The sequence below is a fragment of the Xanthomonas sp. SI genome (assembly GCF_014236855.1).
In the GTDB taxonomy this organism is placed as follows: domain Bacteria; phylum Pseudomonadota; class Gammaproteobacteria; order Xanthomonadales; family Xanthomonadaceae; genus Xanthomonas_A.
Window position 1 is genome coordinate 2,421,859 of record NZ_CP051261.1, and the last position, 26,227, is coordinate 2,448,085.

The following is a 26,227-nucleotide window of genomic DNA, read 5'->3' on the forward strand; positions in this document are numbered from 1 at the left end:
CCGCGCCAGGCGCACACGGTCCGCGCCGCGGCGCGGATCACGCGCTCAGCAAATTGCGCAACGCCTGCGCGTCCGCAGCCAGCAGCAGCCAGGCCAGCGCGAACAGGTTGAGCAGCACCGCGGCCCAGAACACGAACTGAAAGCTGATCTTGCGCGATTTGTGCCGAAACTGCCCCTGCGCGAACAGCGCGCCTGGCCAGCCGCCGGCCAGCGCCAGCAATTGCAGCGTCGTCTCCGGGGTCCGCCACTGGCCGCGCTGTGCCGCCGACTTGTCGATGCCGTACAACAGCAGCGCGGCGGCGCTGCAGCCCAGGTAGCAGGCCGCCAGCCACCCCGGTACGCGCCCGCTCGCTGCGGCACCGACGATGGCCAGCAAGGCGCCGGCACCGAGCCAGCGTCGCGGCAGCCAGGGCGCGGCATGCGCCGCCCCGCGGCGTGCGCCCGGCAGCGTGGCGCGAACCGCGCGGATACGCACGGCGGACACGCGCCCACGCGCATCGGTCGCGGTTTCGTAGGTGATCGCATCGCCGTCGCGCGGCCGCCGTCCCGCGCGCCGCTCGAACGCCTGGATATGCACGAAGGCGCGCGTGCCGCCGCCGTTGGGAACGACAAAGCCGAAACCGCTGGCGTCGTTCCAATCGCTCAGGCGTCCTTGATAGCGCATCGCACGGACATCGCGCGTGTCGCGGCTCAGCATTGCGCCAGGAACTCGCGCACCGCCGGCCCGAAACGCGCGAAATCGACCAGGAACGCATCGTGTCCTTGCGGCGAGTCCAGACCCAGGAACTGCGCGTCGGCGCCGCCGGCGCGCAAGCCGTCGGCGATCTGCTGCTGTTGCTGCACCGGGAACAGGATGTCGGTGTTGGCGCCGATCGCCAGCGCGCGTTCGATGCGGATCGTCGCCAACCCGGCGAGCACGTGGCCGCCGGCGTATTCGGCCAGGTCGAACCAGTCCATCGAACGGCTCAGGTACAGGTAGCAGTTCGGGTCGAAGCGGCGCACGAAGCGCCGCGCATGGCCTTCCAGGTAGCTTTCGACCTGGAATTCCAGGCCGAACGGATCCTCGTCGGCCTGGTCCGAATCCAGCCGCACGCGGCCGAAGCGGCCATCCCATTCCAGCGCCGAACGGTAGGTGATGACGCCCAGCTTGCGCGCCATGCGCATGCCCGACTCCGGATAGGTGGCCTCGTCGTAGTCGCCGCCGTTCCAGTTCGGATCCAGGCGGATCGCCTCGCGCTGCAGCGAGCGGATCGCGATCGAGAATGGCAATGCCTGCGCGCTGCCGGAGATGTTGATGTGGCTGCGCGCCAGTCCCGGATGCTGGCGCAGCAGCGCCAGCGCGGTCATGCCGCCCATCGAGTTGCCGATCACGCACGCCAGCCGCTCGATGCCCAGCGCGCGCACCACGTGTGCGGCGGCATCGGCGACGTCTTCGATCGACAACTCGGGGAAGCGCAGGCGATATGGTTGCGCGTCGTCCGGATTCGGCGAGGCCGGGCCGGTCGAGCCCTTGCAGCTGCCCAGCGAATTCACGCAGATCACGAACCAGCGCTGGGTGTCGATCGGCTTGCCGGCACCGAGCATCGCCTCCCACCAGCCGGGGCTGGGATCGTCGGCGTGCGCGGCGGCGTGCGCGTCCGGCGACAGCCCGGTGACGATCAGGATCGCATTGCTGCGGTCCGCCGCCAGCGTGCCCCAGGTTTCGTAGGCGACGCGCGCATCGCGCAGCTGGCCGCCGCGCTTCATCGGGAACGGCGAGGGCAGGGCGAGGAAGCGGCTGCCGGGAGGAATGAATTCGGTCATGCGCCGATTCTAGCCGTGCCGCGGCGGCCGCGGCGTGCGTGCGGCGTGGCGAAGGACGGTGCGGAGGCGATGCGCGCGAGGTCGATGCTCCCTGTAGGAGCGGCTTCAGCCGCGACATGGGCGCCGGAAGGATGTCGGCTGCGGAAAATTGCTGTCACCGCTGAAGCCGCTCCTACAGGGACGCCGAGCTATGGCTTGCCGAGCACCAACTCCACCGGCGTCGCCGTCGGCAGCGTTACCGTCACCGGTGCCGATTCCAGGTCGCCTTCCTGGCGCATCGCGTTGCCGCTGTTCGAGAGCCGCGCCAGCACCTGCACCTGCTTGAGCTGCGACAGCTTCTGCGTCGGCATCGGGCTGTCGCCGTCGCTCAGGGTCACGCGCAGCGGCAGCGATTGCAGCGGATGTTTCTGCACCGCGACCGGCATCGGCGGGCCACCGGGCACGCGCGCGATCACGAATACGCTGGCGTCGCCGCGCAGGCGCACGCGTGCGGCGAAGTCCGGATCCAGCGATACCGCAACGGTGAGCGTGCCGGCAGCGGCGGTTGCGGACGAAGCGGCAGGGTTCTGCGCGGCCGTTGCGCTTGCCGCAGCCGTCGCCGCTGCGCCTGGTGCGGCGGCCGGCAGCGCCGGCAAGCCGGCATCGGCACGCGCAGCATCGATCTGCGGACGCAGCGCCGCGGCAGTGGCGGCATCCACGCGCGGCAGCAGCGCTTCCCAGGTCGCCGCGGCCTCGGCATGTTGGCCGCGCTGGCGCTGCGCGATGCCCAGGAACCAGGCGGCGCGCTCGTTGTTCGGTTCGACCTGCAAGGCATGCCGCAGCCAGGCGATGCCTTGCGCATCGAACTGGCGCTGCGGCGTGGCCAGCGCGCGCGCTTCGGCCGCCTGCACCAGCCATTGCGCTTCATCCGGCGCCAGCTGCACCGCACGTGCGAACGCGGCGGCGGCTTCGTTGGGGCGGCCCAGCGACATCTGCGAACGCGCCAGCAGCGCCCAGCCTTCGGCGCGGTTGGGATCCTTGGCCAGCGCCGCCTGCAACTGCGCCACCCCGTCTTCCAGGTTGCGCGGCGCTTCGCGGTTCTGCGCCTGCAGCGCGCGCGGCGTGCCGACCAGTGCATACAACGCGGCGGCGGCCACGCCCAGCGCCAGCACCGCGACCGCGAGCAGCGGCGCGCCGCCGCGGCTGCGCCGCAACGGCCACAGCACCGCGCCGAACACCAGCGCGGCCAGGACCGCCGCGGCGGCATGCATGCCCCAGCTCAGCATCGCTTCACCATTCCTGTTCCTCCTGCGCCGGCGGCGCAGCGGCGGCCGGCGCGCGACGGCGCACCACCCAGACCACGAGCAGCGCACCGGCGCCGAGCAGCAGCAACGGCCCGAACCACAGCAGCCAGGTGCGCGCTTCCACCTGCGGCCGGTACAGCACGAACTCGCCGTAGCGATCGACCAGGAAGCGCTTGATCTCCGCGTCCGAACGCCCCTGCTGCATCAGTTGCAGCACTTCGCGGCGCAGGTCCAGCGCGATCTGCGCATGCGAGTCGGCCAGCGACTGGTTCTGGCACTGCACGCAGCGCAGTTCGGCGGTCAGCGCATGGAAGCGCGCTTCCTCGGCCGCCGAACGGTAGGCCAGCGGGGTCTGATCGGCCACCGGCTGCGCGCCGGCGTGCCCGGCGCATGCCAGCAGCACCAGCAGCAGCGCGAGCCAACGGCGCGTCACGGTGCGGCCCGGCCCTGCTTGGCGGCCGGCGCGTCGCGCTCGGCCTGCAGCAGCGCCGGCAGCAGTTCGTCCTGCACGATCTGGTCGGTCAATGCGCCCGAATGCTTCCAGCGCACCACGCCATGCGCGTCGACCAGGAAGGTCTCCGGTGCCGCGGCCACGCCCCAGTCGATCGCGGTGCGTCCTTCCGGATCGAACAGCACCACGAAGAACGGATTGCCCAACTGCTCCAGCCAGTGCAGCGCATCTTCGCGAGTGTCCTTCCAGTCGTAGCCGATCACCCGCACGCGCTTGGTCAGCGCGAAGCGGGTCAGCACCGGATGTTCCTCGCGGCAGGTGGCGCACCAGCTGCCCCACACGTTGAGCACGTACGGCGCGCCGCGCAGTTCGGCGCTGCGCACGCGGATCGACGCATCGTGCAGCACCGGCAGTTCAAACGCCGGCGCCGGCTTGCCGATCAGCGCCGATGGCAGCGCATCGCGATCGGCCACCCCGGAGCGCTGCACCGCATAGAACATCAACGCCAGCAGGCCGAGGAAGAACAGGGCGCCGAGCACGATGGCGGCGAGCGGCAGGCGGCGTGGAGCAGGAGCGGACATCAGGATTTCTCCGGGGAACGACGGAAGCGCCGGTCGCCGGCGGTGACGAAGCCACCCAGCGCCATCAGCGCCGCGCCGAGCCAGATCCAGCGAACGAACGGTTTGACATGCAGGCGCATCGCCCAGGCGTTGCCGCCCAGCGGTTCGCCCAGGGCGATATAGACGTCGCCGAACAGGCCGGGATGGATACCGGCCTCGCTCAGGCTCTGTCCGCCGCTGGCGTAGACGCGCTTTTCCGGATGCAGCAGCGCCAGCGGGCGGTCGTCGCGCAGCACCTGCACGTGCGCGCGTTCGGACACGTAGTTGGGGCCGCGGATTTCGTCCAGGCTCTGGAACTCGAAGCGGTAGCGGCCCATCTGCAGGCTCTGCCCCGGCGCCAGCGCCACTTCGCGTTGCTGGTCCAGCGCTTCCACCAGCAGCGCGCCGGTCAGGAACACGGCGATGCCGGCATGCGCCAGGGTCATGCCCAGCATCTCGGCGGTGAAACGGCTGCCCTTGAGCTGGAAGCGGCTCCACACGAAACGCGCGGTGCCCAGCAGCACCCAGGCCGCGCCGGCCACGCCGGCGGCGGTCTTCCACGGTCCCTGCGGCGCCAGGAAGAAACCGAGCACGCCGGCCAGCAAGGCAAGCCCGGCCCACGGCGCCAGCAGCGCCAGCGGCCGCGACGGCTGTTCGCGCTGCCAGCGGGTCAGCGGGCCGAATGGCAGCAGCGCCACCAGCGGCGCCATCAGCACCAAGAACAGGGTGCCGAAGTAGGGCGGGCCGACCGACAGCTTGCCCAGTCCCAGCGCGTCGGCCAGCAGCGGATACAGCGTGCCCAGCAGCACCATCGCGCAGGCGCAGGTCAGCAGCAGGTTGTTGGCCAGCAGCAGGGTCTCGCGCGAGGACGCGGCAAAGCGCTGGCGTTCGTCGCCGGCGCTGGCGCCGACGCGCCCGCCGCGCAGCGCGTACAGCAGCAACGCACCGCCGCACACCAGGCTCAGGAACACCAGGATGAACAGGCCGCGGCCGGGATCGGCGGCGAACGAGTGCACGCTGGTCAGCACCCCCGAACGCACCAGGAACGTGCCCAGCAGCGACAGCGAGAATGCCGCGATCGCCAGCAGCAGCGTCCAGGCGGTGAAGCTGCCGCGCTTTTCGGTCACCGCCTGCGAATGCAGCAGCGCCGCGCCGGCCAGCCATGGCATGAAGCTGGCGTTCTCCACCGGGTCCCAGAACCACCAGCCGCCCCAGCCCAGTTCGTAGTACGCCCACCAGCTGCCCAGCGCGATGCCGATGGTCAGAAAGCCCCAGGCCACGTTGGTCCACGGCCGCGTCCAGCGCAGCCAGCGCGCATCGACATGGCCGTCGAGCAGCGCGGCGATGGCGAACGCGAACGGCACCGCGAAGCCGACGTAGCCGGCGTACAGCAGCGGCGGGTGGATCACCAGGCCCGGGTCCTGCAGCAGCGGATTGAGGTCGCGGCCTTCCAGCGGCGCCGGCAGCAGCCGCGCGAACGGATTGGAGGTGAACAGCAGGAACGCCAGGAACCCCAGGCTGACCAGCGCCAGCGTGCCGATCACCCGCGCCACCACCGGCGCCGGCAGGCTGCGCGAGAACAGCGCCACCGCGCCGGTCCACAGCGCCAGGATCAGCGTCCACAGCAGCAGCGAGCCTTCGTGCGCGCCCCATACCGCCGAATAGCGGTAGATCAGCGGCAGCAGCGAGTTGGAATTCTCGGCCACGTAGGCCACCGAGAAATCCTGCACCAGGAATGCATGGGTCAACACCGCGAAGGCGCCGGCGACCAGCGCCAGCTGCGCGAACGCGGCCGGCCGCGCCACCGCCATCCAGCGCGCGTCGCCGCGCTGCGCGCCGGCCAGCGGCACCGCCGCCTGCAGCAGCGCGGCGAGCAGGGCCAGGATCAGCAGGACTTGCCCGAGTTCAGGAAGCATGGGGCGTGCGCCGGGACGCGGGACCCGGGACTCGGGACCCGGAAAAGCCAATGCTCAGGCCGCGCGCGGTCTTGCTGTTACGCGTCCCCAGTCCCGAGTCCCGCGTCCCGCAAAAAACTCCAGTCACCGCGCCGCCTCCGCCACATCGTGCTTGCGATGCGCACTGCCCATCTTCTCTTCCAGTTCCTTGGGCATGTAGGTCTCGTCGTGCTTGGCCAGCACGTCCTCGGCCACGAACACGCCGTCGTGCATGCGGCCGGTGGTCACCACCGCCTGGCCTTCGCGGAACAGGTCGGGCAGGATCCGGTCGTAGCTGACGGTCAGCTGCGCATCGCCGTCGGTGACCCGGAACCGCGCCAGCAGCGAACCGGGCGCGCGCTGAAATGAGCCTTTCTCGACCATGCCGCCGAGGCGGAAGCGCGCGTGCTCGGCGGTCTTGCCGGCCAGCACTTCGGCCGGGGTGTACAGGTAGGCGGTGTTGCGCTGCAGGGCCATCGCCACCAGGGTGGTGGTCAGGCCGGCGGCCAGCACCAGCACCATCAACAGCAGCAGGCGGCGCTTGCGTTGCGGGGTCATCGGCTCAGGTCCAGCGTGGCCGGGTCGGGCTTGGGCTGCTGCTTGCGCTGCGCGCGCAGCCGCGCCGCGCGCAGGGCGCCGCGCAGCTGCAGCCGCGCCAGCACGAAGTCGGCCAGCAGCACGCCGACGAACACCGCATAGGCGCCGATCACGTAGGGCAGGTAGTTCATCCGCGCGCCTCCGCCAGTTTCGCCACCCAGTCCTTGCCGGCCTCGCGGCGCAGGTTGTCGGCGCGCGCGCGCGCCAGCAGCGAGCCGGCGAACCAGAACTTGGTCGCCGCCACCATCAGCCACAGCGGCGGCAGCATGCTCGGGTCCATGCTCGACTGGCCGAACAGGCGGATGGTCTGGCCCTGGTGCAGCGAGTTCCACCACACCACCGAATAGCGGATCACCGGCAGCAGCACCACGCCGACGATGGCCAGCAGCCCGGCCGCGCGCGCGGCGTTGCGGCGGTCCTCGATCGCCAGGTACAGGCCCATCACCCCGATGTACAGGAACAGCAGGATCAGTTCGGTGGTCAGGCGCGGGTCCCAGTCCCACCAGGCGCCCCACATCGGCTTGCCCCAGATGCTGCCGGTCAGCAGGGTGATCACGGTGAAGGCGGCGCCGATCGGCGCGCAGGCCATCGCCAGCACCTCGCACAGCTTGATCCGCCACACCTGCGCGATCGCCGCGTACAGCGCCATCAGCCCGAACACGAACAGGCTCATCCAGGCGCTGGGCACGTGGATGTAGAGGATGCGGAAGGCGTCGCTCTGCAGGCGGTCGGCCGGCACCACGAACAGCGCCTGCCAGATCCCCAGCCCGCCCAGCAGCAGCGCGGCCAGATAGCACCACGGCGTCCAGCGCGCGGCGAAGCGGTCGAAGGCGGGGGGCGAACCGAGTTGGTGGAACCAGCGGACGACGGAGGACATGCGGTCGATTCTAGCGGGCGGGGGGCTTGCTACGGTGCGGCGACAGCGGTGCGACGATGGACCTGGACAATACGATGGTACGGCCCGCGCCGCGCCGGCGCTGCGCCAAATGCGCTCAGCTCAACGAGATGCGGATCGCCGCCGCCGCCGCCAGCGGCGCCAGCACCAAGCCCAGCACCAGCCCGGCCGCCAGCAGCAGCAGGCCGCCGCTGGGATCCAGGCCCTGCGCCGCGGCCGCCACGCTGCCGGCGCCGAACACCAGCACCGGCACGTACAGCGGCAGCGCCAGCAGCGCGACCAGGATCCCGGCGCGCTTCATGCTCACCGTCAGCGCCGCCACCACCGCGCCGATCAGGCTCAGCAGCGGCGTGCCCAGCGCCAACGATGCCAGCAGCACCGGCATGCGGTCATGCGGCAGGTGCAGCAATTCGCCCAGCAGCGGGGTCGCCACGATCAGCGGCAGCGCGGTGGTCAGCCAGTGCAGCAGCACCCGCACCAGCACCAGCCAGGCCAGCGGCACCGGCGCCAGCAGCCACTGTTCCAGCGAGCCGTCCTCGGCGTCGCCGCGGAAGAGGCTGTCCAGGGCCAGCAGTCCGGCCAGCAGCGCCGCCAGCCACAGCGCGGCGCCGGCGACCTCGCCGAGCAGGCGCGGCTGGTTGCCCAGCGCCAGCGCGAACAGGGCCACGATCAGCAGTGCGAACAGCGCCGGCTGCAGCGCATCGCCGCGGCGCCGCCACAGCAGGCGCAGGTCGCGCAGCAGCAGCGCGCGGGTGGCCTGCCACAACGAGGGCACCGGTGCGGCCAGGCTCATGCGGCCACCCCGCTCAGGCTCAGCATGCGCGTGCGCACCGGCGGCGCGGCATAGGCGCCGTGGGTGGTGACCAGCGCCGCGCCGCCGCTGCGCAGGTGCGCGGCGATCATCCGGTTGACCAGGGTGATGCCGTCCAGGTCGAGGTTGGCGTAGGGCTCGTCGAGCAGCCACAGCGGCGCCGGCGACAGCCATACCCGGGCCAGCGCCAGGCGCTTCTTCTGCCCGGCCGACAGCTGCCGCACCAGGGTGTCCTCGTAGCCGGCCAGGCCGACGATGGCCAGCGCGCTGCCCGGCATCTGCTTGGCGCGGCGGCCCTGCAGGCCGCACAGGTAGTGCAGGTTCTCCAGGGTGCTCAGGTCCGCCTTCAGCGCGCCCAGGTGGCCCAGGTAGGCCATGTAGCGCGCGCGGTCGCCGCGGCGCACCGGGCGGCCGTCGATCTCGATGCGCCCGGCCTCGGCGCGCAGCAGCCCGACCAGCACCCGCAGCAGGGTGGTCTTGCCGGCGCCGTTGTCGCCCTGCACCAGCAGCGCCTCGCCCGCATCCAGATGGAAGTCCAGCGGGCCGAACACGGCGGCGTCGTCGCGGGCGAAGGTGAGCCCGTGCGCGGCCAGCAGCGGCGGCGGGGAATGCAACGGATCGGTCATCGGCGGAGTGCCGCACCGGGACGGGCGCGGCGGCAGGCGGTGGGTGCGGGAGGCGCGCATTGTATCGGCATGCGGCCACCCGGCGCGGGCGCCGCCGCGGCGACTGCGGTGCCGGCACAGCGGGCCGCGCGAAGAACGCTGTTTTGCGCGGCGGCGACGCATCGCCGGCAAGCGGCTTTGCGTACACTCGACGCTTTCCCGCTCCCGTACCCGGACGCATGCACCCGCAGACCAAGCTGCCCAAGGTGGGCACCACCATCTTCACCGTGATGTCGCAACTGGCCGCCGAGCACGGTGCGGTCAACCTGGGCCAGGGCTTTCCCGACTTCGCCGCGCCGGCGCGGCTGATCGACACGCTCGCCCAGGCGATGCGCGACGGCCACAACCAGTATCCGCCGATGACCGGGGTGCCGGTGCTGCGCCAGGCGATCGCCGGCAAGGCGTTGCGCTGCTACGGCGCGCAGGTCGATCCGGACACCGAAGTGACCGTGACCAGCGGCGCCACCGAGGCGCTGTTCAACGCCATCCATGCGGTGGTGCGGCCGGGCGAGGAAGTGATCGTGCTGGATCCGGCCTACGACAGCTACGAGCCGGCGATCGAGCTGGCCGGCGCGCGCGCGGTGCACGTGCCGCTGGACCCGCAGAGCTTCGCGGTGGACTGGGAGCGGGTACGCGCGGCGATCACCCCGCACACCCGGCTGCTGATCCTCAACAGCCCGCACAACCCGTCCGGCGCGATGCTCGGCGCCGACGACCTGCAGGCGGTCGCCGAGCTGCTGCGCGGCAGCGACATCTTCCTGATCTCCGACGAGGTCTACGAACACATCGTGTTCGACGGCCGCCGCCACGAATCGGTGCTGCGCTGGCCGGAACTGCGCGAACGCGCCTTCGTCGTCTCCAGCTTCGGCAAGACCTACCACTGCACCGGCTGGAAGATCGGCTACGCGATCGCGCCGCCGGCGCTGAGCGCCGAATTCCGCAAGGTCCACCAGTACAACACCTTCACCAGCTTCGGCCCGGCCCAGTACGCCTTCGCTGCGATGATTCGCGACGAGCCCGAACACGACGAACAGCTCGGCGCGTTCTACCAGGCCAAGCGCGACCGCTTCCGCGAACAATTGCTGACCACCCGGCTGAAGCCGTTGCCGGTGCCGGGCGGCTACTTCCAGCTGGTCGACTATTCGGCCATCAGCGACCTGCCCGACACCGAGTTCGTGAAGTGGCTGACCATCGAGAAGGGCGTGGCCGCGATCCCGCTGTCGCCGTTCTACCAGACCCCGCCGCCTGGCCAGCGCCTGGCCCGGCTGTGCTTCGCCAAGAACGAAGCGACGCTGGATGCGGCGATCGAGCGGTTGCAGCGGCTCTGACGAGCCGCCGGGATTGGGGAGTCGGGATTGGGGATTCGCAGAAGCGGAGAGTCCGCTGATAAATCCAGCCCTCCGATCCCCAATCGAGTTCCGAATCCCGCTTTTGCCAATCCCGAATCCCCAATCCCAAATCCCGGCCCCACCATGACCGACCTCCGCATCTCCCTGATCCAAGGCGACACCCGCTGGCACGATCCGGCCGGCAATCGCGCGCACTACGCCGAGCTGCTGGCGCCGTTGGCCGGTGCCACCGATCTGGTGATCCTGCCGGAGACCTTCACCAGCGGTTTCTCCAACGAGGCGCTGGACCAGGCCGAGGGCATGGACGGGCCGACCGTGGCCTGGATCCGCGAGCAGGCGGCGCGGCTGGGGGCGGCGGTGACCGGCAGCGTGCAGTTGCGTTTGCCTGGCGAGGACGGCGTCGCGAAGGTGTTCAACCGCCTGCTGTGGGCCACGCCCGACGGCGCGCTGCAGCACTACGACAAGCGCCACCTGTTCCGCTACGCCAACGAGCACCAGCGCTATGCCGCCGGGCGCGAGCGGCTGTGCGTGGAGTGGAAGGGCTGGCGGATCAATCCGCAGGTCTGCTACGACCTGCGCTTCCCGGTGTTCTGCCGCAACCGCTACGACGTCGAGCGTCCCGGCCAGCTGGATTTCGACCTGCAACTCTTCGTCGCCAACTGGCCGTCGGCGCGCGCCTACCCGTGGCGCACCCTGCTGCGCGCGCGCGCGATCGAGAACCTGTGCTTCGTGGCCGCGGTCAACCGGGTGGGCGAGGACGGCAACGGCCTGCACTATGCCGGAGACAGCGCGGTGATCGACTTCCTCGGCCAGCCGCAGCTGGAGATCCGCGAGCGCGAGCAGGTGGTCACGACCACGATCTCGGCGGCGGCGCTGGCCGCGCACCGCGCGCGCTTCCCGGCGATGCTCGACGCCGACGCCTTCACCCTCGGCGCGGCCAACGCCGATCGCTGAACGGCGCCGTGCCGTGCCGCGATCGCTGACGCCGTCTTGCATGGCGCGCTGCTAGGCTCGGCGCGTTTCCCATCCACGGAGCGTCGCCATGCACAACAAACTGTTGACCACCGCCGCGCTGCTCGCCGGCATCGCCTTCATGCCGCAGGCGCATGCCGCCGGCAACATCGATTGCCAGCTGCGCTTCAATCTTTCGGGCTGGTCGGTGTTCTACAAGACCGCCAGCGGCACCGGCACCATCACCTGCGACAACGGCTCCAAGATCCCGGTCAAGATCAGCGCCAAGGGCGGCGGCCTGAGCGTGGGCAAGTCGAAGATCGTCGACGGCCGCGGTCGGTTCACCGGCGCCTACACGCTCAACGACCTGTTCGGCACCTACGCCACCGCCGAGGCGCATGCCGGCGCGGACAAGTCCTCCGACGCGCAGGTCATGACCAAGGGCGATATCTCGCTGGCCCTGGCCGGCACCGGCAAGGGCTGGGACCTGGGCGTGGCGGTCGGCGGTTTCACCATCGAGCGGCGCTGAGCCGCGCGGCGCCGTCTGCGATCGCAGCGGCGCCAGGGCGCTGCGGCTTCCCGCAGGAGGCCGCGGCGCCGGCAGGTCCGCTCACTGCTGAGCGAACACCCAGGCCAACTGGCCGCGCACCGGTTCCTTGGTGGCCAGGGCCTGCTTGTACAGCGTACGCGCGGCCCAGCACGCGTCTTCGTCGCTGGCCTGCGCCATCTGCGGCAGCACCTTCAGCAGGCGCTGCTGCTGGTCGGAGGGCAGGGCGGTGATCAGGGTGGTCATCGCCGCCTGCACAGCGTCCGGCGCCACGGTCTGCGGCGGCGTGTTGCTCAACTGCGCGTCGGTCGCCTTGAGCGAAATCTCGAACCATTGATCGATCTGCGCCGGCGGCAGCGTCTCCAGCCCCTGCAGCATCGCCGCGCTCATCGCCTGCGCATCGTTCGGGTTGCCGCCGCGGGCCAGCAGCGCACACTTGGGCACGTCCACTTTTTCGCTGACCGCGGCGAGGATTTCCAGGCGCTGTTCCAGCGTGGCATGGTCCAGCCGGGTGATGCCCTTCTGCGCCAGCTCGAAGCCGGCACGCTGCGCCTGCGCCTTGTCGCCCTGCTTGAGCAGCGCCACGTAGCGCGGGTCGTTGACCAGCTTGCGCAGCATGCGGTCGAACGGCTCGTGCAGCGGCGAACTCTTGGGATAGGGGTTCTGCGCGGCGGCGACTTCTTCCTGCACTTTCTTGCACGCGCCCAGGCTCAGCACGGCGGCGATCAACAGGGGCAGCAGTATCTTCCGTGACATGGAATCTCCCGATCGGTAGGCGCGCCGCCGCGGAAGTGGGCAGCGCAGGATGCGCAGGATATCGGCTTCCCCGCCTTCGCGCATCGGCGCCTCGGGAGTGCGGCCATGCGCGGATGCCGTAGCGGACCTGCGCGCCATGTCCACCTGCGCAGATGCAGACCGGTCGAACGCTTGTTGCGCAGGCAGTCGCTTGCCATGGCAAGATCGCCACCGACATCCGGCGTATGCGCATGCTGCAGGCAGGAGAGGCGATCGATGGGCAGGATCTGGCTGGTGATTGTGTTCATGGCGCTGCTGTCGGCGCGCGAGGCGTCTGCGGCCGGGCAGGGCATGCAAGCCTGCGAGATCGACAGACCCGGGCTGCTGGCCCTGGATCGGCAACAGTTCGATCAGGACGTGCGCGGTGCCGGCGGCGGTTGGCGCGCCGTGGCGGCGCGTCCCGGCTGCGAAACCGCCGCGGCCGATCTGATCCGCGACTACAGGAAGGCGCATCCCGACGACCCCAGCCTTCTCTATTGGCATGAAGGACAACTGCGCGCGTTCGCCGGCGACTATCCCGCCGCGATGGCGCTGATGCAGGCGTCCAAGAAGCCCGCGCCGCAGGACCCTACCGGATGGAATCCCTACGTCGATGCGACGATGGCCTTCCTCGCCCACGACAAGCAGGGCCTGGCGGCGGCAAAGAAGACGCTGGACGCGCTGCCGCCGGCACCGGACCTGCCGCCGTTGAAGGACGGCGTCATCGAGCTGCCGATGCAGGACGGGCAAGTGATCAAGATGCGCTGGCCGCCGAACGCGGACGTCGTCGAAGGGCTGGCGCGGTGCATGGAAAAATCCTACGTCGTGGCCTACAGCCAGGAATGCCGGCCCGGCTCGCCTTAGCGCGCGACATCCAGCAACGAGCGGATCGCGCCACGCTTGCATTGCATGGGGCGAAGCCAGCAAGGGAACCACGTGTTGTCCGTGCCGGAGCGCTGATACGGCAGCGCGCATGCGCAACAGCGGCACTGATGGTCGGGCCTGTCCGGCCGCCAGCCGACACCGCGCGGCGTGATGACCCGATCGCCAGTCGGACGCTGCGAGGCAGTGCCGGCTGGCGACCCGGCGGATCCAGCGACTCACTCGTGAAGCGACGACACGCCCTGGCTGGTGGTACCGCGGCGCGCGTCTGCGTGCCGGCAGCGCTTGCTCCATCTGCCGCTGGCCGCCTTGGCTACTGAGATCTGCAGCGCCTGCCGCCTCTGCGCCCAGCAAAAAGGGCGCCGCATGCGCAGGCGCCCTTGGTCTTGGCTGCTGCGGCCGGCAACGGGTGCCGGCCGCGTGGTGCTCAGCCGCCGCCGCGCGGACCGCGGTTGCCGCCGCCGCCGGGACGGCCGCCGCCACCCGGACGCCCGCCGCCGGGGCGATTGCCGCCCGGACGACCGCCGGGGCCACCCGGACCGCCCGGGCCGCGCTTCTGCCCGTCGGCGCGCGGACCGGCCGGACGCGCCGAGCGCGGTGCCGCGCCGTACGGGCTGAAGCCGGGATTGGCATGGTCGGACGGGAAGCTGGGTGCATTGCCCGGATGCCCGTACGGGTGCGCCTTGCGCTGGCCTTGTCCCTGACCCTGGCCGCCGCGGCCCTGGCCTGCGCCCTGGCCGGCACCGGCGCCGGCGGGGCGCGGCTTGCCGTAGGGACGACCCTGGCCTTGGCCTTGGCCCTGGCCCGGACCACGGGCAGCGGCGGGACCGGCATTGCGGTGGCCGGTCGGACCGGTGCTGACGCCGTCGGGCACGTACCAGGTGCGGAACGCGGCGGGGTTGCCGTCCGGCAGCGGCTTGGGCCCCTTCGGGGTGCGCTGCTTGAACGGCTTCTGCGCCTGCTGGGCGGCCATCTCGCCGCTGACGGTCAGCCCGCCGTGCGGCTTCTTGCCGCCGCGGCCGCGGCCGCGGTCCTCGCGGAAGTTGTCGAAGCGGCGCAGCTCGCGGCCTTCGTCGGCGACGTTGTGGCCGTTGACGTAGGCATTGCCGCCGCGGCCGACCTGCACGGTGGCCTTGGCCGCCTTGCGCTGGCCGATCACCGGCTGCAGGGTCAGCGCCGACGGGGTACCTTCTTCCAGCTTCAGTTCGGCGCGCAGCGCCTCGACCTTGTCCTGCGCCAACTCCAGCGATTGCCCGCGCAGCAGCTCGCGCGGCAGGCCGACCTTGCCGTAGCGGGTGCGCTTGAGGCGGCTGACCTGGCAACCCTGCGATTCCCACAGCCGGCGCACTTCGCGGTTGCGGCCTTCCTTGACCACCACGCGGAACCAGTCGTGCGAATCGGTGCCGCCGATGCGTTCGATCTCGTCGAACTTGGCGCCGCCGTCTTCCAGCAGCACGCCGCGCGAGAGGCGCTCGACCATGCTGTCGGGCACCTTGTCCTCGCCTTCCGGGGCGCGCACGCGCACCACGTACTCGCGCTCGATCTCGTAGGACGGATGCATCATGGCGTTGGCCATTTCGCCATCGGTGGTCAGCAGCAGCAGGCCGGTGGTGTTGATGTCCAGGCGGCCGATCGCGATCCAGCGCGCGCCCTTCAGTGCCGGCAGCGCCTCGAAGATGGTCGGGCGGCCTTCGGGGTCTTCGCGCGTGGTCACTTCGCCTTCGGGCTTGTTGTAGATCAGCACGCGCGCCGGCTCGGTCAGCGCGCTGGCGACGAAGCTGCGGCCGTCCAGCTCGATCCTGTCGCCGCTCTTGACCGACATGCCGGTCTGCGCGACCTCGCCGTTGACCTTGACCAGGCCGTCGGCGATGCGCTGCTCCAGCGCGCGGCGCGACCCCAGGCCGGCCTGCGCCAGGACCTTGTGCAGGCGTTCTTCCAGTTTCGGCTGCTCGGCGGCATCGCGCTTGAGCGAGAGCTTGTTCAACGACGGCTTGCGGGAGGTGTCACTCATTTACTTGGCTCCGGCCGGCGCGGGGTGCGTCGGCCTGTGGTTCGGAATCGGCATCGTCAACAGCCACGGTCGTCGTCGCGACGGCGTTGTCTTCGGCTTCGTTCGCATCCGCCGCGCGCTCGCCCGGCGCGGCTTCGGGTTCGCCCGTCGGGGCGGTGTCTGCAGACGAGGCAGTCGCCGTGGCGGCGTCTGCATCGGTCTCGCGTTCGGTGTCTGTATCGCTGTGTGCGACGGCGCTGTCGTCCGCAGCGTGCGGATCGGCTGCGCTGTCGGCTTCGGCCTGTGCGTCCGGATCGGGTGCAGTCTCCGGATCGGATGTGGTGTCGTTGTCGACGCTCGCCTCGGCGGGCGGCGCGTCGGCTGCGTCGGCATCCGCTGCCGGCTTGGCCGCGTCGGTGTCCGCGTCGGCGTCGGCCGCTCCGGCCTGGGCCATGTCGCCGACCGGCAGGGTGTCGCGGTCCAGCTGCAGTTGCGGTTCCAGTTCGCCGATGTCCTTCAGTTCCGACAGCGGCGGCAGTTCGTCCAGGCGCTTGAGCCCGAAGTAGTCGAGGAAGCCCTTGGTGGTGCCGAACAGCGCCGGCTTGCCGGGCACGTCGCGGTGGCCGACCACGCGGATCCACTCGCGCTCTTCCAGCGCCTGGATGATGTTGCTGCTGACCGCCACGCCGCGCACCTGCTCGATCTCGCCGCGGGTGATCGGCTGGCGGTAGGCGATCAGCGCCAGGGTCTCCAGCGTGGCGCGGGTGTAGCGGGTCTTGCGCTCGGTCCACAGCCGCGCCACCCACGGGTGCACCTCGCTGTTGACCTGGTAGCGGAAGCCGGAAGCCACTTCCACCAGTTCCACGCCGCGTCCGGCGCAGGCCTCGCGCAATTGCTCCAGCGCCCGCTCGATGCTGCCCGGCGGTGCCGGCTCGTCCTCGGGGAACAGGCCGTGCAGCTGGGCCAGCGGCAGCGGTTGGTTGGCGGCGAGCAGGGCAGCCTCGACGATGCGGTTGATCAGCGCTTGATCCATGCGTAAGGGGGTCTTCGAAAACTCAGGTAGGGTCGTTGGCGGCGTCGATATCGTCGAACTCGCTGTTGAACTGCAGCGGTTCGTTGGTGTTGCCCAGCGCCAGCGACTTGACGTAGATCGGCGCCAGCGGCAGCCGTTCGCCGTTGCGAACGACCTGATCCATCGGCTCCTGGACGATGTCCAGCAGCTGTTCCTTGGCCAGTTCCAGCAAGGCCAGGAAGGTGACCAGCACGCCCAGCTTGCCTTCCTCGGCGCTGAACAGCGATTCGAAACGGTAGAAGCGGCCGTCGTCCAGGCGGCTCAGCACATCGCCCATCCGCTGCCGCACGCTCAGCGCCTCGCGCTTGATCGCGTGGCCGCTGAACAGCTCGGCGCGCTTGAGCACGTCGTACAGCGCCAGCAGCATCTCCTTCAACTCCACCGGCGGCGGCAGCTTCACCGCGGCGCGGTCCGGCACATGCGCCTGCACCGGCGTGGTGTCGCGGTCCTGCCGCGGCAGCGCGTCGATGTCCTCGGCGGCCTGCTTGAAGCGTTCGTACTCCTGCAAGCGGCGGACCAGTTCGGCACGCGGATCGGCTTCCTCGCCTTCCTGCGCCGGCGGCCGCGGCAGCAGCATCCGCGACTTGATCTCGGCCAGGATCGCGGCCATCACCAGGTATTCGGCCGCCAGTTCGAAGCGCAGCTCCTGCATCACGTTGATGTAGTCCACGTACTGCCGGGTGATCTCGGCGACGGGGATGTCCAGGATGTCCAGGTTCTGCCGGCGGATCAGGTACAGCAGCAGGTCCAGCGGGCCTTCGAACGCATCCAGGATGACTTCCAGCGCATCCGGCGGGATGTACAGGTCCTGCGGGATCTGCAAGACCGGCTGCCCATGCACCACCGCCAGCGGCATTTCCTGCTGCTGTGGCGCGGTCTGCTGGATTGGCGGGTTCGCGTCGAGCGCGAGTTCGGAGGTCATCAGTTGGACGTCAGGTACATCAGGTGTTGCGGTAGCGAAGGGCCGGGCAGGGGCGATCCGGCGCGGGGCCTTGCCAGCAGTACTGCAGTTCACGTCGCGTCATCCCCGCAACGCGATCCACACTTCAACAGGACACAAGGCGTACGCCGCACGAGTCGCGGCGACGGAACAGCTTGAGGAGGACGTCTGCGCGGGCGGTGTCAGGCAGCGAATCGGTCGTCGGAAGGGGCTGGGGGAGCCGATCACCGACGGGCCGCTGCATCCGGCCGCGTGCAATGGAACCAAGGGTAATGCGCCAGCCGGGTCGGTGTCCAGCGCCGTGGCGCTAGAATTGTGCGGGGTTCATATGCGAAACGAAGGGCGGGTGGCGGTATGTGGTACGTGATCGAGGGATACGACGGCGCCGATGCGCTGCCGCGGCGGGCGGCGGCACGGCCGGCGCACCTGGCCAGGCTGGAGGCCTTGCAGGCCGCCGGACGCCTGCTGCTGGCCGGTCCATGCCCGGCGATCGACGCCGAGGACCCGGGTCCGGCCGGCTTCAGCGGCAGCCTGGTGGTGGCGGCGTTCGACTCGCTGGCGCAGGCCCGGGCCTGGGCCGAGGCCGATCCGTATGTGGCGGCGGGCGTCTACGCGCGGGTCGAAGTGCGGCCGTTCCGGAAGACGTTGCCGTGAGCGCGCCCGCCCTGAGCGAGACGGCCGCGGGCCGGGTCGAGCGCATCCGCGCCGCACTGCAGGCCGCGTTCGCGCCGCAGGCGCTGGAGGTCGAGGACGACAGCCACCGCCATGCCGGCCATGCCGGCGCGCGCGACGGGCGCGGTCATTTCAATGTCCGCATCGTCAGTCCGGCCTTCGCCGGCATGGCGCCGCTGGCCCGGCACCGCGCGGTCTATGCCGCGCTCGGCACGATGATGCAGACCGATATCCATGCGCTGTCGATCCGCGCCGAGGCGCCGCGCGACGCCGCCTGATCGGTCGCGCAGGCCACTCGTGGCGGACCGCCCGGTGCGCCGCGCCAATGCCGCGGGTGCCGAGGAAAGCGGGATACATGCCGTAATTATGCTGCGTCGCGTCATGATTCCGGTGATTTCGCAACGAATCAAGTATTTGAATTAAAACGTTTTTATTGAAAAAATAACAAAAGGCTTCTGCCTCGTCCTGAAAACGATTACAGTCCGCGCCAGTTTCTCAATGTCTCGGCCGCGGAGGGCGGCACGATGGCGAAGAGCGCGGTCACCATCAAAGATGTCGCACGCGAGGCCCGGGTATCGGTGGCCACGGTGTCGCGTGCGCTCAACGGGCACGAGAACGTCGCCGAGCCGGTGCGCAAGTTGGTGCTGGAAGTGGCCGAGCGGCTGCGCTACAGCCCGCATGCGGCCGCGCGCAGCCTCAGCAGTCGCCGTACCCAGACCCTGGGTGTGGTGCTGCCGGACCTGTACGGCGAGTTCTTCTCCGAGTTGATCCGTGGCATCGACGGCGCGGCGCGCGCGCGCCGCCAGCATCTGCTGGTGTCCAGCTACCACGGCGATCCGGAAGAGCAGGGCCGCGCGCTGCGCGCCATGCGCGGGCGCGTGGATGGCCTGCTGGTGCTGTCGCCGTACGCCGAGCGGCCTGGTTTCCTCACCGACAACCTGCCGCAGGCGCTGCCGACGGTGCTGATCAACACCTATCTGCCGGGCGCCGAATATCCGGTGCTGAGCATCGACGACCATGCCGGCGCGATGGCGATGACCGAGCACCTGCTGGCGATGGGCCATCGCCGCATCGCCTTCGTCGGCGGCCCGGAACTGAACTTCGATGCGCGCGAACGCCTGCGCGGGTTCCGCGACGCGATCGCCGCGCATCCGGGCGAGGTGCAGGGCCAGGAGTTTCCCGGACAGTTCGACGAAGCCTCGGGCCATCGTGCCGGGCAGGCGATGCTGCAGTCGGGCACGTTGCCCGACGCGGTGTTCGCCGCCAACGACATGACCGCGCTCGGCTGCCTGTACGCCTTCGCCCAGGCCGGCGTGCGCGTGCCCGACGACATCGCGCTGGCCGGCTTCGACGACATCCCGCTGGCGCGTTTCGTTCACCCGTCTCTCACCACCATGCAGGTGAGTATCGCCGGCCTCGGCGAGCAGGCGATGCGGCGCCTGCTGCAGTTGATCGACCAACCGGGCAACGACGAGGGGCTGCGGCAGACGCTGACGCCGCTGCTCGTCGTGCGCGATTCCAGTCGCAAGGTCAGTAAGGAATAGGTGACGCCACATCGTCGTCGCCCGTGTCGCCATGTCGTTCGTAACGCTTCACTTGCTGCACTTTTTCGCTTGCTTCAAGCAATCGCAACACCAACCAAGAACCACCCTGGAGGTTTCATGCATCATCGTTCTCAGACCGCGGCTAGGCCTGCGCGCAAGCTTCTCACCTGTGCCCTGGCAAGTTGCCTGCTGCTGAGCGCTGCGCCGTCGTTCGCGCAGAGCACCGCCGCCACGATCCGTGGGCAGGTCGCGCTGGATTCGGCGCCGTCGGCGCAAGCGCAGGTCACCGCGACCAATCTGGCGACCGGTCTGTCGCGTACCGTGCAGGTCAACAACGGCAGCTATGCGGTCGGCGGCCTGCCGCCGGGCTCGTACCGCATCGACCTGACCGCCAATGGCCAGACCACCTCGCAGAACGTCACCGTGCAGGTCGGCCAGACCGCGACGCTGAACCTCGGCGGCGCCGCGCCGGCCGCCACCGCCAGCGAAGGCGCCACCACGCTCGACGCGGTGCAGGTCACTGCGCCGCCGGTGCTGGTGGAGACCCGCACCTCCGAGAACGCCACCTACATCTCCAACGTGCAGATCGAGAAGCTGCCGCAGGCCACGCGCAACTTCCTGGAACTGGCCGATAGCGTGCCGAGCGTGCAGTTCCAGCGCGACGCCAAGGGCAACACCACGGTGCGCTCCGGCGCGACTTCGGCCAACGGCACCAACGTCTACATCGACGGCATCAGCCAGAAGAACTACGTGCTGACCGGCGGCGTCAGCGGCCAGGACTCCAGCCGCGGCAATCCGTTCCCGCAGTCGGCGATCGGCGAGTACAAGGTCATCACCTCCAACTACAAGGCCGAGTTCGACCAGGTCAGCAGCGCGGCGATCGTCGCCTCGACCAAGTCCGGCGGCAACGATTTCCACGGCAGCTTCTTCTGGGATACCACCAACGACGACTGGCGCGCCGAGAGCCCGCTGGAACGCGAGGCCGGCAAGCGCGACGATTTCTCCGAGACCCAGTACGGGGCGACGTTCAGTGGCCCGATCCTGAAGGATCGCGCGCACTTCTTCGTCGCCTACGAGGCCAAGGAATACACCACGCCCAATACGGTGATCCCGGGCGGCATCTATGCCGATCGCGTCGATCAGCTGCCGGGCGAACTGCAGCCGCTGGTCACCACCTACAGCACTCCGTTCAAGGAAGACCTGTATTTCGGCAAGATCGACTGGACCATCGGCGACAACAGCCTGTTCGAACTGAGCGGCAAGTACCGCAAGGAAGACGAACTGTCCGACATCGGCGAGACCACCACCTACCAGCACGGCAGCACCAACGGGCAGGAAGAGAAGCGCGCCAACCTGCGCTGGCAGTACACCGGCGCCGCGTTCCTCAACGATCTGAACCTGAGCTACGAGAGCGCGTACTGGACCCAGGATCCGCTGACCAACGGCAGCGGCTATGTGCTGTCGTACGTGCCGCAGGCCGGCAACGAGACCACCATCCTCACCGCCGGCGCCGGCAGCAGCTACCAGAACAAGGGGCAGGAAGGCTGGACCCTGCAGGACGACCTGACCTTGAACAGCATGGACTGGCACGGCAGCCATACGGTCAAGATGGGCTTCAAGTACAAGGACATCGAGCTGGATTCGACCCAGATCAATCCGGCCAATCCGCAGTACTACTACAACATCCTGACCGACACCGACACGCCGTACCGGGTGCGCTGGGGCGACACCAGCGGCGGTTCGGTGGTGTCCAAGAACAAGCAGTACGGCATCTATCTGCAGGACGACTGGGAAGTCAACGAGCACCTGACGCTCAACCTCGGCGTGCGCTACGACTACGAGAAGACCCCCTCGTTCCTCGACTTCGTCACCCCGGGCGACGTTGCCAGCGCGCTGCAGAACTGGAGCAACCTGGACAACGCCAACTACGACATCTCCAACTACATCAGCAACGGCCATAACCGCAAGGCGTTCAAGGATGCCTGGCAGCCGCGGCTGGGCTTCTCCTACGACCTGTTCGGCGACCAGGCGCACGTGATCTATGGCGGTGCCGGCCGTGCCTACGACCGCAACATCTTCGACTACCTGGCGCTGGAGCAGCTCAACAACAGCTTCAAGTCGTACAGCTACTACTTCAACAGCGCCAACAACGCCTGCCTGGGCGACCCGTGCGTGCCCTGGAACGAGAGCTACGCCACCCAGGCCGGCCTGGACGGGTTGGCGTCGGGCAACACCGGCGGCGGCGGCCGCGAGATCTACCTGATCGACAACAACATCAAGGTGCCGTACTCCGACCAGTTCAGCATCGGCATGCGCAACATGGTGCATCTGTGGGGCAACGACTGGTACACCGACGTGACCCTGAGCCGGATCGTGAGCAAGGACGGCTTCGTGTTCCTGCGCGGCAACCGCCGTGCCGACGGTTCGTTCTTCCTGCCCGGCACCACCTCCGGCGTGCCGACCGATTCGCCCAACGGCTACAGCGCGATCGTGCTGGGCACCAACGGCCTGGAAACGCGCAATAACCAGCTGGCGCTGAAGCTGGACAAGCCGTACGACAAGGAGTCGGGCTGGGGCCTGACCGTGGCCTACACCTTCTCCGACGCCAAGGAAAACCGCCAGTACGGCGAGCACTACGCGCTGGACCAGGCGTCGATGGCCGGCTATGGCTGGCGCGAGGCCGGCGGCATCCCGAAGAACCGCCTGGTGGTGACCGGCATCTACGAGTTGCCGTACGCCATCACCCTGTCCGGCAAGCTGTCGCTGGCCAGCCAGACGCCGCGCTACGGCACCAACTGCCTGGCCGGCAACGACCAGTGCTATATCATCCAGTACAAGCCGGATTCCACGCTGGGCTACAAGGAATTCAGCCTGGCGGCGAACAAGGAATGGGATACCGGCGCGGGCATCAAGTTCAACGTGCGCGCCGACGTCATCAACCTGTTCAACTGGACCAACTACGCCGACTACAACACCGATACCGGGACCTACGACGACCTCAACACGTCGTACGGCTCCGCGAACGGCGTGTTGGCGTCGCCGATGCGTACGTTCAAGCTGTCGTTCGGCCTGAACTGGTGATTCCAGCCGCCGCGGCTCCCGACGCCGTTCGGGGCCGCGGCGGTTGCAGGGACATGTTCTTGGTGTGGATGCACGCGATTGCCGGGACGCGCACGAGGTCGAAACAGCGCGTTGTCGTACATGCGGTGCCGACGCAGCGCGAATCAGCGCTCGGCGATCCGATGCGACCTTGCCGTGCGTCGTGGGCAGTGCCGGTGGAAACGTTGGAAAAACATGGGCCGCGCAACGTCGTCGCTGCCCGTGTCGCTGCTGCTGATGCGTCACTTGTTGGATTTTTCTTTCTTTCTCGCATTCGGCCACTTCGCTCTTTCTGCAACCAGAACATGAAGAACCCCGGGAGGGTTTCATGAAACATTCCATTCAATCGACGTGCCGGCCGCAACGCAGCGTACTTGCCTGCGCACTGGCCGGCTGTTTGCTGCTTGCCGCCGCGCCGGTGCTCGCGCAGAGTACCGCCGCCACCATTCGCGGCCAGGTGACGGCCGATTCGGCCGCTGCCGGCAGCGCGAAAGTGACCGCGACCAACCTGGCGACCGGCTTCAGCCGCAGCGTCCAGACCACCGCGTCCGGCAGTTATTCGGTCGCTGGCTTGCCGCCGGGCACCTACCGGGTCGACGTGCAGGCGGGCGACAGCACCAGCAGCCAGACCATCACCGTGCAGGTCGGCCAGGCGGCGACGCTGAATCTCGCCGCCGGTGGCGCCGGCACTGCCGCTGGCGGCGGCGCCACCACCCTGGACACGGTGCAGGTCACCGCGCCGCTGGCGGTGGAAACCAAGACCTCCGAGGTGGCCACCTACGTCACCACGCGCCAGATCGAGGCCTTGCCGCAGAGCTCGCGCAACTTCCTGGCCTTCGCCGACACCGTGCCCGGCATGGTGTTCGAGACCAGCCCCAGCGACGGCTCGACCAAGCTGCAGTCCGGCGCGCAGAGCGCGAACAACATCAACGTGTTCATCGACGGCGTCGGCCAGAAGAACTACGTGTTGGCCGGCGGCATCACCGGGCAGGACTCCAGCCGCGGCAATCCGTTCCCGCAGCTGGCGATCGGCGAGTACAAGGTCATCACCTCCAACTACAAGGCCGAGTACGACCAGCTCAGCAGCGCGGCGGTGTCGGCGGTGACCAAGTCCGGTGGCAACGATTTCCACGGCAGCTTCTTCTGGGACTACAGCAATTCCGATTGGCGCGCGGCGCGCGAGTCGGAGAAGGAGCAGGGCAGCAAGGACCGCTCCAAGGACGAGCAGTACGGCTTCTCGTTCGGCGGCCCGATCGTCAAGGACGTGGCGCATTTCTTCGTGACCTACGAGGGCAAGGACTACTCCGCGCCGCAGGACGTGTATCCGGGCCAGGGCTATACCGTGGCCGAACTGCCCGCGTCGGTGCAGTCGGCGGTGCGCAACAGCACCGTGCCGTTCCACGAGGACCTGTACTTCGGCAAGATCGACTGGGCGATCGACGACAACAACCTGCTCGAATTGACCGCCAAGCGCCGCGAGGAAACCGGCCTGGGCAACATCGGCGCGCAGAACACCGAGTCCTATGCCACCGACAACCAGGTGGACGAAACCCGGGTGGACCTGCGCTGGCAGCTGACCATGGGCGACTGGCTCAACGATGCGCACCTGACCTACGAGAAGGCGTTCTGGTCGCTGGAGCCGAAGAACTTCGGCGACGGCTATGTGCTGACCGACGGCGCCGGCAACACCGGCAACGTGATCCTGGCCACCGGCGCCGGTTCCGGCGGCTACCAGCACAAGGGCCAGACCGGCCACTCGTTCCAGGACGACCTGACCTTCTCCGGCTGGGAAGGCCACACCCTCAAGATGGGCGTGAAGTACAAGCAGGTCGAACTGACCACGCTCGAGCAGCAGCCGTACAACCCGCAGTACTACTACGACATCAACGACAGCACCACGGTGCCGTACTACATCAGCTTCGCCTCCGGCCTCACCGGTACCAGCCAGGGCGCGCTGACCTCCAAGAACAAGCAGTTCGGCCTCTATTTCCAGGACGACTGGGAGGTCAACGACCGGCTGACCCTGAACCTGGGCCTGCGCTGGGACTACGAAAAGACCCCGAGCTACCTGAACTACGTGACCGATCCGGACGTGGTGGCGGCCATCTACGGCCAGGATCCGAACGCGCCGACCGGACAGAGCTACGCGCAGACGCTGGCGCTGGGCGGGATCGACATCTCCAACTACATCAGCGACGGCAGCAACCGGCATGCGTTCAAGGATGCCTGGCAGCCGCGCCTGGGCTTCTCCTACGACCTGACCGGCGACCAGAAGCACGTGCTGTTCGGCGGCGCCGGGCGCTCCTACGACCGCAACCTGTTCGACTACCTGGCGCTGGAGCAGACCAAGGCCACCTACGGCAGCTACGGCTATTCGGTCAACACCGCCGCGCATCCGTGCACGGTCGGCGTCAACAATTGCCTGGAGTGGGACGACGCGCTGCTGCAGCAGTCCACGCTCGATGGGCTGGTGGCGAACAACTCGGCGGCCGGCCGCGAGGTCGATCTGCTGGCCAACAATCTGAAGGTGCCGTATTCGGACCAGTTCAGCCTCGGCATCCGCGACACGTTCCAGATGCTGGGCTACGACTGGAACAGTTCGGTGACCCTGCAGCGCATCGTGTCCAAGGATGGGTTGGTGTTCCTGCTCGGCAATCGCCTGCCCGACGGCAGCTTCTTCGAGCAAGGCACCATTTCCGGTTCGCCGTGGAGCAATGGCGTACCGGGCTACGGTTCGCTGATCCTGGGCATGAACGGCCTGGAGACGCGCAACAACTCGCTGCTGCTGAGCCTGGAGAAGCCGTACACCTCCGAATCGCCGTGGAGCGTGAACTTCGCCTACACCTACAGCAACGCCAAGGAGAACCGCCAGTTCGGCGAGCACTATGCGCTGGACTACCCGACGCTCGCCGGCTACGGCTGGTTCACCTCCGGCGGCGTCGCGCGGCACCGCCTGGTGGTCAGCGGCGTCGCCGACGGTCCCTGGGACACCACGTTCTCCGGCAAGCTGACCCTGTCCACGCCGGAGTACTACTACACAACCTATTGCCCGTCGGACGGGCAGTGCCGCATCCGCCAGTTCCATCCCGACACCACGCTGGGCATCAAGCAGCTGGACCTGGCGGCGCAGAAGGTGTGGGACACCGGTTCCAACGTCAAGTTGAAGATGCGCCTGGATGTGCTGAACGTCTTCAACTGGAAGAACTACGACTCCTACAGCGTCGATTGGGACAGCGGCACCTATACCGGCTACGACCAGTACGCGACCCGGACCGCCAAGCTGTCGCTGGGCCTGGATTGGTAAAGGCTTTGCCGCGGCCACCCCGGAACGTTTAGGGTGGTCGCGGCGAGGCGGGAAGTAGGATAATT

General features: G+C 68.9%; 24 protein-coding genes. 9 read left to right on the plus strand and 15 right to left on the minus strand.

Translation table 11 applies throughout. The features are described 5' to 3' along the window. Window positions 1-37: 37 nt before the first annotated feature. The 11 genes from HEP75_RS09985 to ccmA form a co-directional block, all read right to left on the minus strand. Window positions 38-664, minus strand: a complete 627-nt coding sequence (locus HEP75_RS09985; RefSeq protein WP_185826558.1) for a cold shock and DUF1294 domain-containing protein — start codon at window positions 662-664, stop codon at window positions 38-40. Window positions 665-690: 26 nt separating this feature from the next. After that, a complete protein-coding gene (locus HEP75_RS09990; protein ID WP_185826318.1) occupies window positions 691-1,803 on the minus strand; it encodes a homoserine O-acetyltransferase in 1,113 nt (370 codons plus the stop codon). 188 nt (window positions 1,804-1,991) lie between these two features. Next, window positions 1,992-3,068, minus strand: a complete 1,077-nt coding sequence (locus HEP75_RS09995) for a tetratricopeptide repeat protein (protein WP_185826319.1) — start codon at window positions 3,066-3,068, stop codon at window positions 1,992-1,994. A 4-nt stretch (window positions 3,069-3,072) separates the two neighbouring features. After that, on the minus strand, window positions 3,073-3,519 hold the full coding sequence (locus tag HEP75_RS10000; protein ID WP_185820363.1) for a cytochrome c-type biogenesis protein: 447 nt from the start codon (window positions 3,517-3,519) through the stop codon (window positions 3,073-3,075). Then, the gene (locus HEP75_RS10005; protein ID WP_185826320.1) at window positions 3,516-4,118 is read right to left on the minus strand and encodes a DsbE family thiol:disulfide interchange protein; all 603 of its coding nucleotides are present in this window, start codon (window positions 4,116-4,118) and stop codon (window positions 3,516-3,518) included. Before HEP75_RS10005 ends, HEP75_RS10000 begins: the two co-directional genes overlap by 4 nt. Next, on the minus strand, window positions 4,118-6,052 hold the full coding sequence (locus tag HEP75_RS10010) for a heme lyase CcmF/NrfE family subunit (RefSeq protein WP_185813161.1): 1,935 nt from the start codon (window positions 6,050-6,052) through the stop codon (window positions 4,118-4,120). Before HEP75_RS10010 ends, HEP75_RS10005 begins: the two co-directional genes overlap by 1 nt. A 123-nt stretch (window positions 6,053-6,175) precedes the next feature. After that, entirely contained in the window at window positions 6,176-6,628 is a 453-nt protein-coding gene (ccmE, locus tag HEP75_RS10015) for a cytochrome c maturation protein CcmE (protein WP_185826321.1), read from the minus strand. Then, complete coding sequence (locus HEP75_RS10020; protein WP_003474125.1) at window positions 6,625-6,798, minus strand: heme exporter protein CcmD; 174 nt, start codon at window positions 6,796-6,798, stop codon at window positions 6,625-6,627. The genes ccmE and HEP75_RS10020 overlap by 4 nt, the downstream gene beginning before the upstream one ends. Continuing rightward, a complete protein-coding gene (gene ccmC / locus HEP75_RS10025) occupies window positions 6,795-7,544 on the minus strand; it encodes a heme ABC transporter permease CcmC (RefSeq protein ID WP_179563971.1) in 750 nt (249 codons plus the stop codon). The genes HEP75_RS10020 and ccmC overlap by 4 nt, the downstream gene beginning before the upstream one ends. A 115-nt stretch (window positions 7,545-7,659) precedes the next feature. Then, a complete protein-coding gene (ccmB, locus tag HEP75_RS10030; protein ID WP_179563973.1) occupies window positions 7,660-8,355 on the minus strand; it encodes a heme exporter protein CcmB in 696 nt (231 codons plus the stop codon). Next, window positions 8,352-8,999 (minus strand): heme ABC exporter ATP-binding protein CcmA, encoded by a 648-nt coding sequence (gene ccmA / locus HEP75_RS10035; protein ID WP_047324868.1) that lies wholly within the window; start codon window positions 8,997-8,999, stop codon window positions 8,352-8,354. Before ccmA ends, ccmB begins: the two co-directional genes overlap by 4 nt. A 218-nt stretch (window positions 9,000-9,217) precedes the next feature. Here ccmA and HEP75_RS10040 point away from each other — a divergent pair, with 218 nt between their 5' ends. The 3 genes from HEP75_RS10040 (at window position 9,218) to HEP75_RS10050 (ending at window position 11,867) form a co-directional block, all read left to right on the plus strand. Further along, entirely contained in the window at window positions 9,218-10,366 is a 1,149-nt protein-coding gene (locus tag HEP75_RS10040) for a pyridoxal phosphate-dependent aminotransferase (RefSeq protein WP_185826322.1), read from the plus strand. A gap of 144 nt (window positions 10,367-10,510) precedes the next feature. Next, the gene (locus tag HEP75_RS10045; protein ID WP_185826323.1) at window positions 10,511-11,341 is read left to right on the plus strand and encodes an amidohydrolase; all 831 of its coding nucleotides are present in this window, start codon (window positions 10,511-10,513) and stop codon (window positions 11,339-11,341) included. 88 nt (window positions 11,342-11,429) lie between these two features. Beyond that, window positions 11,430-11,867 (plus strand): hypothetical protein, encoded by a 438-nt coding sequence (locus HEP75_RS10050; protein WP_185813157.1) that lies wholly within the window; start codon window positions 11,430-11,432, stop codon window positions 11,865-11,867. An 81-nt stretch (window positions 11,868-11,948) separates the two neighbouring features. Here HEP75_RS10050 and HEP75_RS10055 read toward each other — a convergent pair whose 3' ends face one another. Then, window positions 11,949-12,641: a hypothetical protein gene (locus HEP75_RS10055; RefSeq protein ID WP_185826324.1), complete on the minus strand. Its 693-nt coding sequence runs from the start codon at window positions 12,639-12,641 to the stop codon at window positions 11,949-11,951. A 171-nt stretch (window positions 12,642-12,812) separates the two neighbouring features. Here HEP75_RS10055 and HEP75_RS10060 point away from each other — a divergent pair, with 171 nt between their 5' ends. Then, complete coding sequence (locus HEP75_RS10060) at window positions 12,813-13,523, plus strand: hypothetical protein (protein ID WP_255424049.1); 711 nt, start codon at window positions 12,813-12,815, stop codon at window positions 13,521-13,523. 445 nt (window positions 13,524-13,968) lie between these two features. Here HEP75_RS10060 and HEP75_RS10065 read toward each other — a convergent pair whose 3' ends face one another. From HEP75_RS10065 to HEP75_RS10075, 3 genes are read right to left on the minus strand one after another with little or no spacing between them, the layout of a single operon-like run. Next, entirely contained in the window at window positions 13,969-15,552 is a 1,584-nt protein-coding gene (locus tag HEP75_RS10065) for a pseudouridine synthase (protein ID WP_185826325.1), read from the minus strand. Next, window positions 15,545-16,564: an SMC-Scp complex subunit ScpB gene (gene scpB, locus HEP75_RS10070; RefSeq protein ID WP_185826326.1), complete on the minus strand. Its 1,020-nt coding sequence runs from the start codon at window positions 16,562-16,564 to the stop codon at window positions 15,545-15,547. The genes HEP75_RS10065 and scpB overlap by 8 nt, the downstream gene beginning before the upstream one ends. 22 nt (window positions 16,565-16,586) lie before the next feature. Continuing rightward, window positions 16,587-17,525, minus strand: coding sequence for a ScpA family protein (locus HEP75_RS10075; protein WP_185826327.1), 939 nt, complete (start codon window positions 17,523-17,525; stop codon window positions 16,587-16,589). A 372-nt stretch (window positions 17,526-17,897) separates the two neighbouring features. On the opposite strand from HEP75_RS10075, the gene HEP75_RS10080 reads away from it, so the two are divergent. From HEP75_RS10080 to HEP75_RS10100, 5 genes are all read left to right on the plus strand, one after another. After that, a complete protein-coding gene (locus tag HEP75_RS10080; protein ID WP_185826328.1) occupies window positions 17,898-18,197 on the plus strand; it encodes a YciI family protein in 300 nt (99 codons plus the stop codon). An 11-nt stretch (window positions 18,198-18,208) separates the two neighbouring features. Then, window positions 18,209-18,493, plus strand: coding sequence for a BolA family protein (locus HEP75_RS10085; protein ID WP_185826560.1), 285 nt, complete (start codon window positions 18,209-18,211; stop codon window positions 18,491-18,493). Between the two features lie 246 nt (window positions 18,494-18,739). After that, on the plus strand, window positions 18,740-19,759 hold the full coding sequence (locus HEP75_RS10090; RefSeq protein ID WP_185826329.1) for a LacI family DNA-binding transcriptional regulator: 1,020 nt from the start codon (window positions 18,740-18,742) through the stop codon (window positions 19,757-19,759). A 117-nt stretch (window positions 19,760-19,876) separates the two neighbouring features. After that, window positions 19,877-22,840 (plus strand): TonB-dependent receptor, encoded by a 2,964-nt coding sequence (locus HEP75_RS10095; protein WP_185826330.1) that lies wholly within the window; start codon window positions 19,877-19,879, stop codon window positions 22,838-22,840. Window positions 22,841-23,186: 346 nt separating this feature from the next. Beyond that, the gene (locus HEP75_RS10100) at window positions 23,187-26,162 is read left to right on the plus strand and encodes a TonB-dependent receptor (protein WP_185826331.1); all 2,976 of its coding nucleotides are present in this window, start codon (window positions 23,187-23,189) and stop codon (window positions 26,160-26,162) included. Window positions 26,163-26,227: the final 65 nt, after the last annotated feature.

Coding starts and splice junctions, on each gene's coding strand:
- HEP75_RS10005 (WP_185826320.1), bottom strand. CDS start 4,118: ATGTCCGCTCCTGCTCCACGCCGCCTGCCGCTCGCCGCCATCGTGCTC.
- HEP75_RS10090 (WP_185826329.1), top strand. CDS start 18,740: ATGGCGAAGAGCGCGGTCACCATCAAAGATGTCGCACGCGAGGCCCGG.
- HEP75_RS10040 (WP_185826322.1), top strand. CDS start 9,218: ATGCACCCGCAGACCAAGCTGCCCAAGGTGGGCACCACCATCTTCACC.
- HEP75_RS10065 (WP_185826325.1), bottom strand. CDS start 15,552: ATGAGTGACACCTCCCGCAAGCCGTCGTTGAACAAGCTCTCGCTCAAG.
- ccmE (WP_185826321.1), bottom strand. CDS start 6,628: ATGACCCCGCAACGCAAGCGCCGCCTGCTGCTGTTGATGGTGCTGGTG.
- HEP75_RS10020 (WP_003474125.1), bottom strand. CDS start 6,798: ATGAACTACCTGCCCTACGTGATCGGCGCCTATGCGGTGTTCGTCGGC.
- scpB (WP_185826326.1), bottom strand. CDS start 16,564: ATGGATCAAGCGCTGATCAACCGCATCGTCGAGGCTGCCCTGCTCGCC.
- ccmB (WP_179563973.1), bottom strand. CDS start 8,355: ATGAGCCTGGCCGCACCGGTGCCCTCGTTGTGGCAGGCCACCCGCGCG.
- HEP75_RS10095 (WP_185826330.1), top strand. CDS start 19,877: ATGCATCATCGTTCTCAGACCGCGGCTAGGCCTGCGCGCAAGCTTCTC.
- HEP75_RS10010 (WP_185813161.1), bottom strand. CDS start 6,052: ATGCTTCCTGAACTCGGGCAAGTCCTGCTGATCCTGGCCCTGCTCGCC.
- HEP75_RS10050 (WP_185813157.1), top strand. CDS start 11,430: ATGCACAACAAACTGTTGACCACCGCCGCGCTGCTCGCCGGCATCGCC.
- HEP75_RS09985 (WP_185826558.1), bottom strand. CDS start 664: ATGCGCTATCAAGGACGCCTGAGCGATTGGAACGACGCCAGCGGTTTC.
- ccmC (WP_179563971.1), bottom strand. CDS start 7,544: ATGTCCTCCGTCGTCCGCTGGTTCCACCAACTCGGTTCGCCCCCCGCC.
- HEP75_RS10045 (WP_185826323.1), top strand. CDS start 10,511: ATGACCGACCTCCGCATCTCCCTGATCCAAGGCGACACCCGCTGGCAC.
- HEP75_RS10055 (WP_185826324.1), bottom strand. CDS start 12,641: ATGTCACGGAAGATACTGCTGCCCCTGTTGATCGCCGCCGTGCTGAGC.
- HEP75_RS10075 (WP_185826327.1), bottom strand. CDS start 17,525: ATGACCTCCGAACTCGCGCTCGACGCGAACCCGCCAATCCAGCAGACC.
- HEP75_RS09990 (WP_185826318.1), bottom strand. CDS start 1,803: ATGACCGAATTCATTCCTCCCGGCAGCCGCTTCCTCGCCCTGCCCTCG.
- HEP75_RS09995 (WP_185826319.1), bottom strand. CDS start 3,068: ATGCTGAGCTGGGGCATGCATGCCGCCGCGGCGGTCCTGGCCGCGCTG.
- HEP75_RS10080 (WP_185826328.1), top strand. CDS start 17,898: ATGTGGTACGTGATCGAGGGATACGACGGCGCCGATGCGCTGCCGCGG.
- HEP75_RS10100 (WP_185826331.1), top strand. CDS start 23,187: ATGAAACATTCCATTCAATCGACGTGCCGGCCGCAACGCAGCGTACTT.
- ccmA (WP_047324868.1), bottom strand. CDS start 8,999: ATGACCGATCCGTTGCATTCCCCGCCGCCGCTGCTGGCCGCGCACGGG.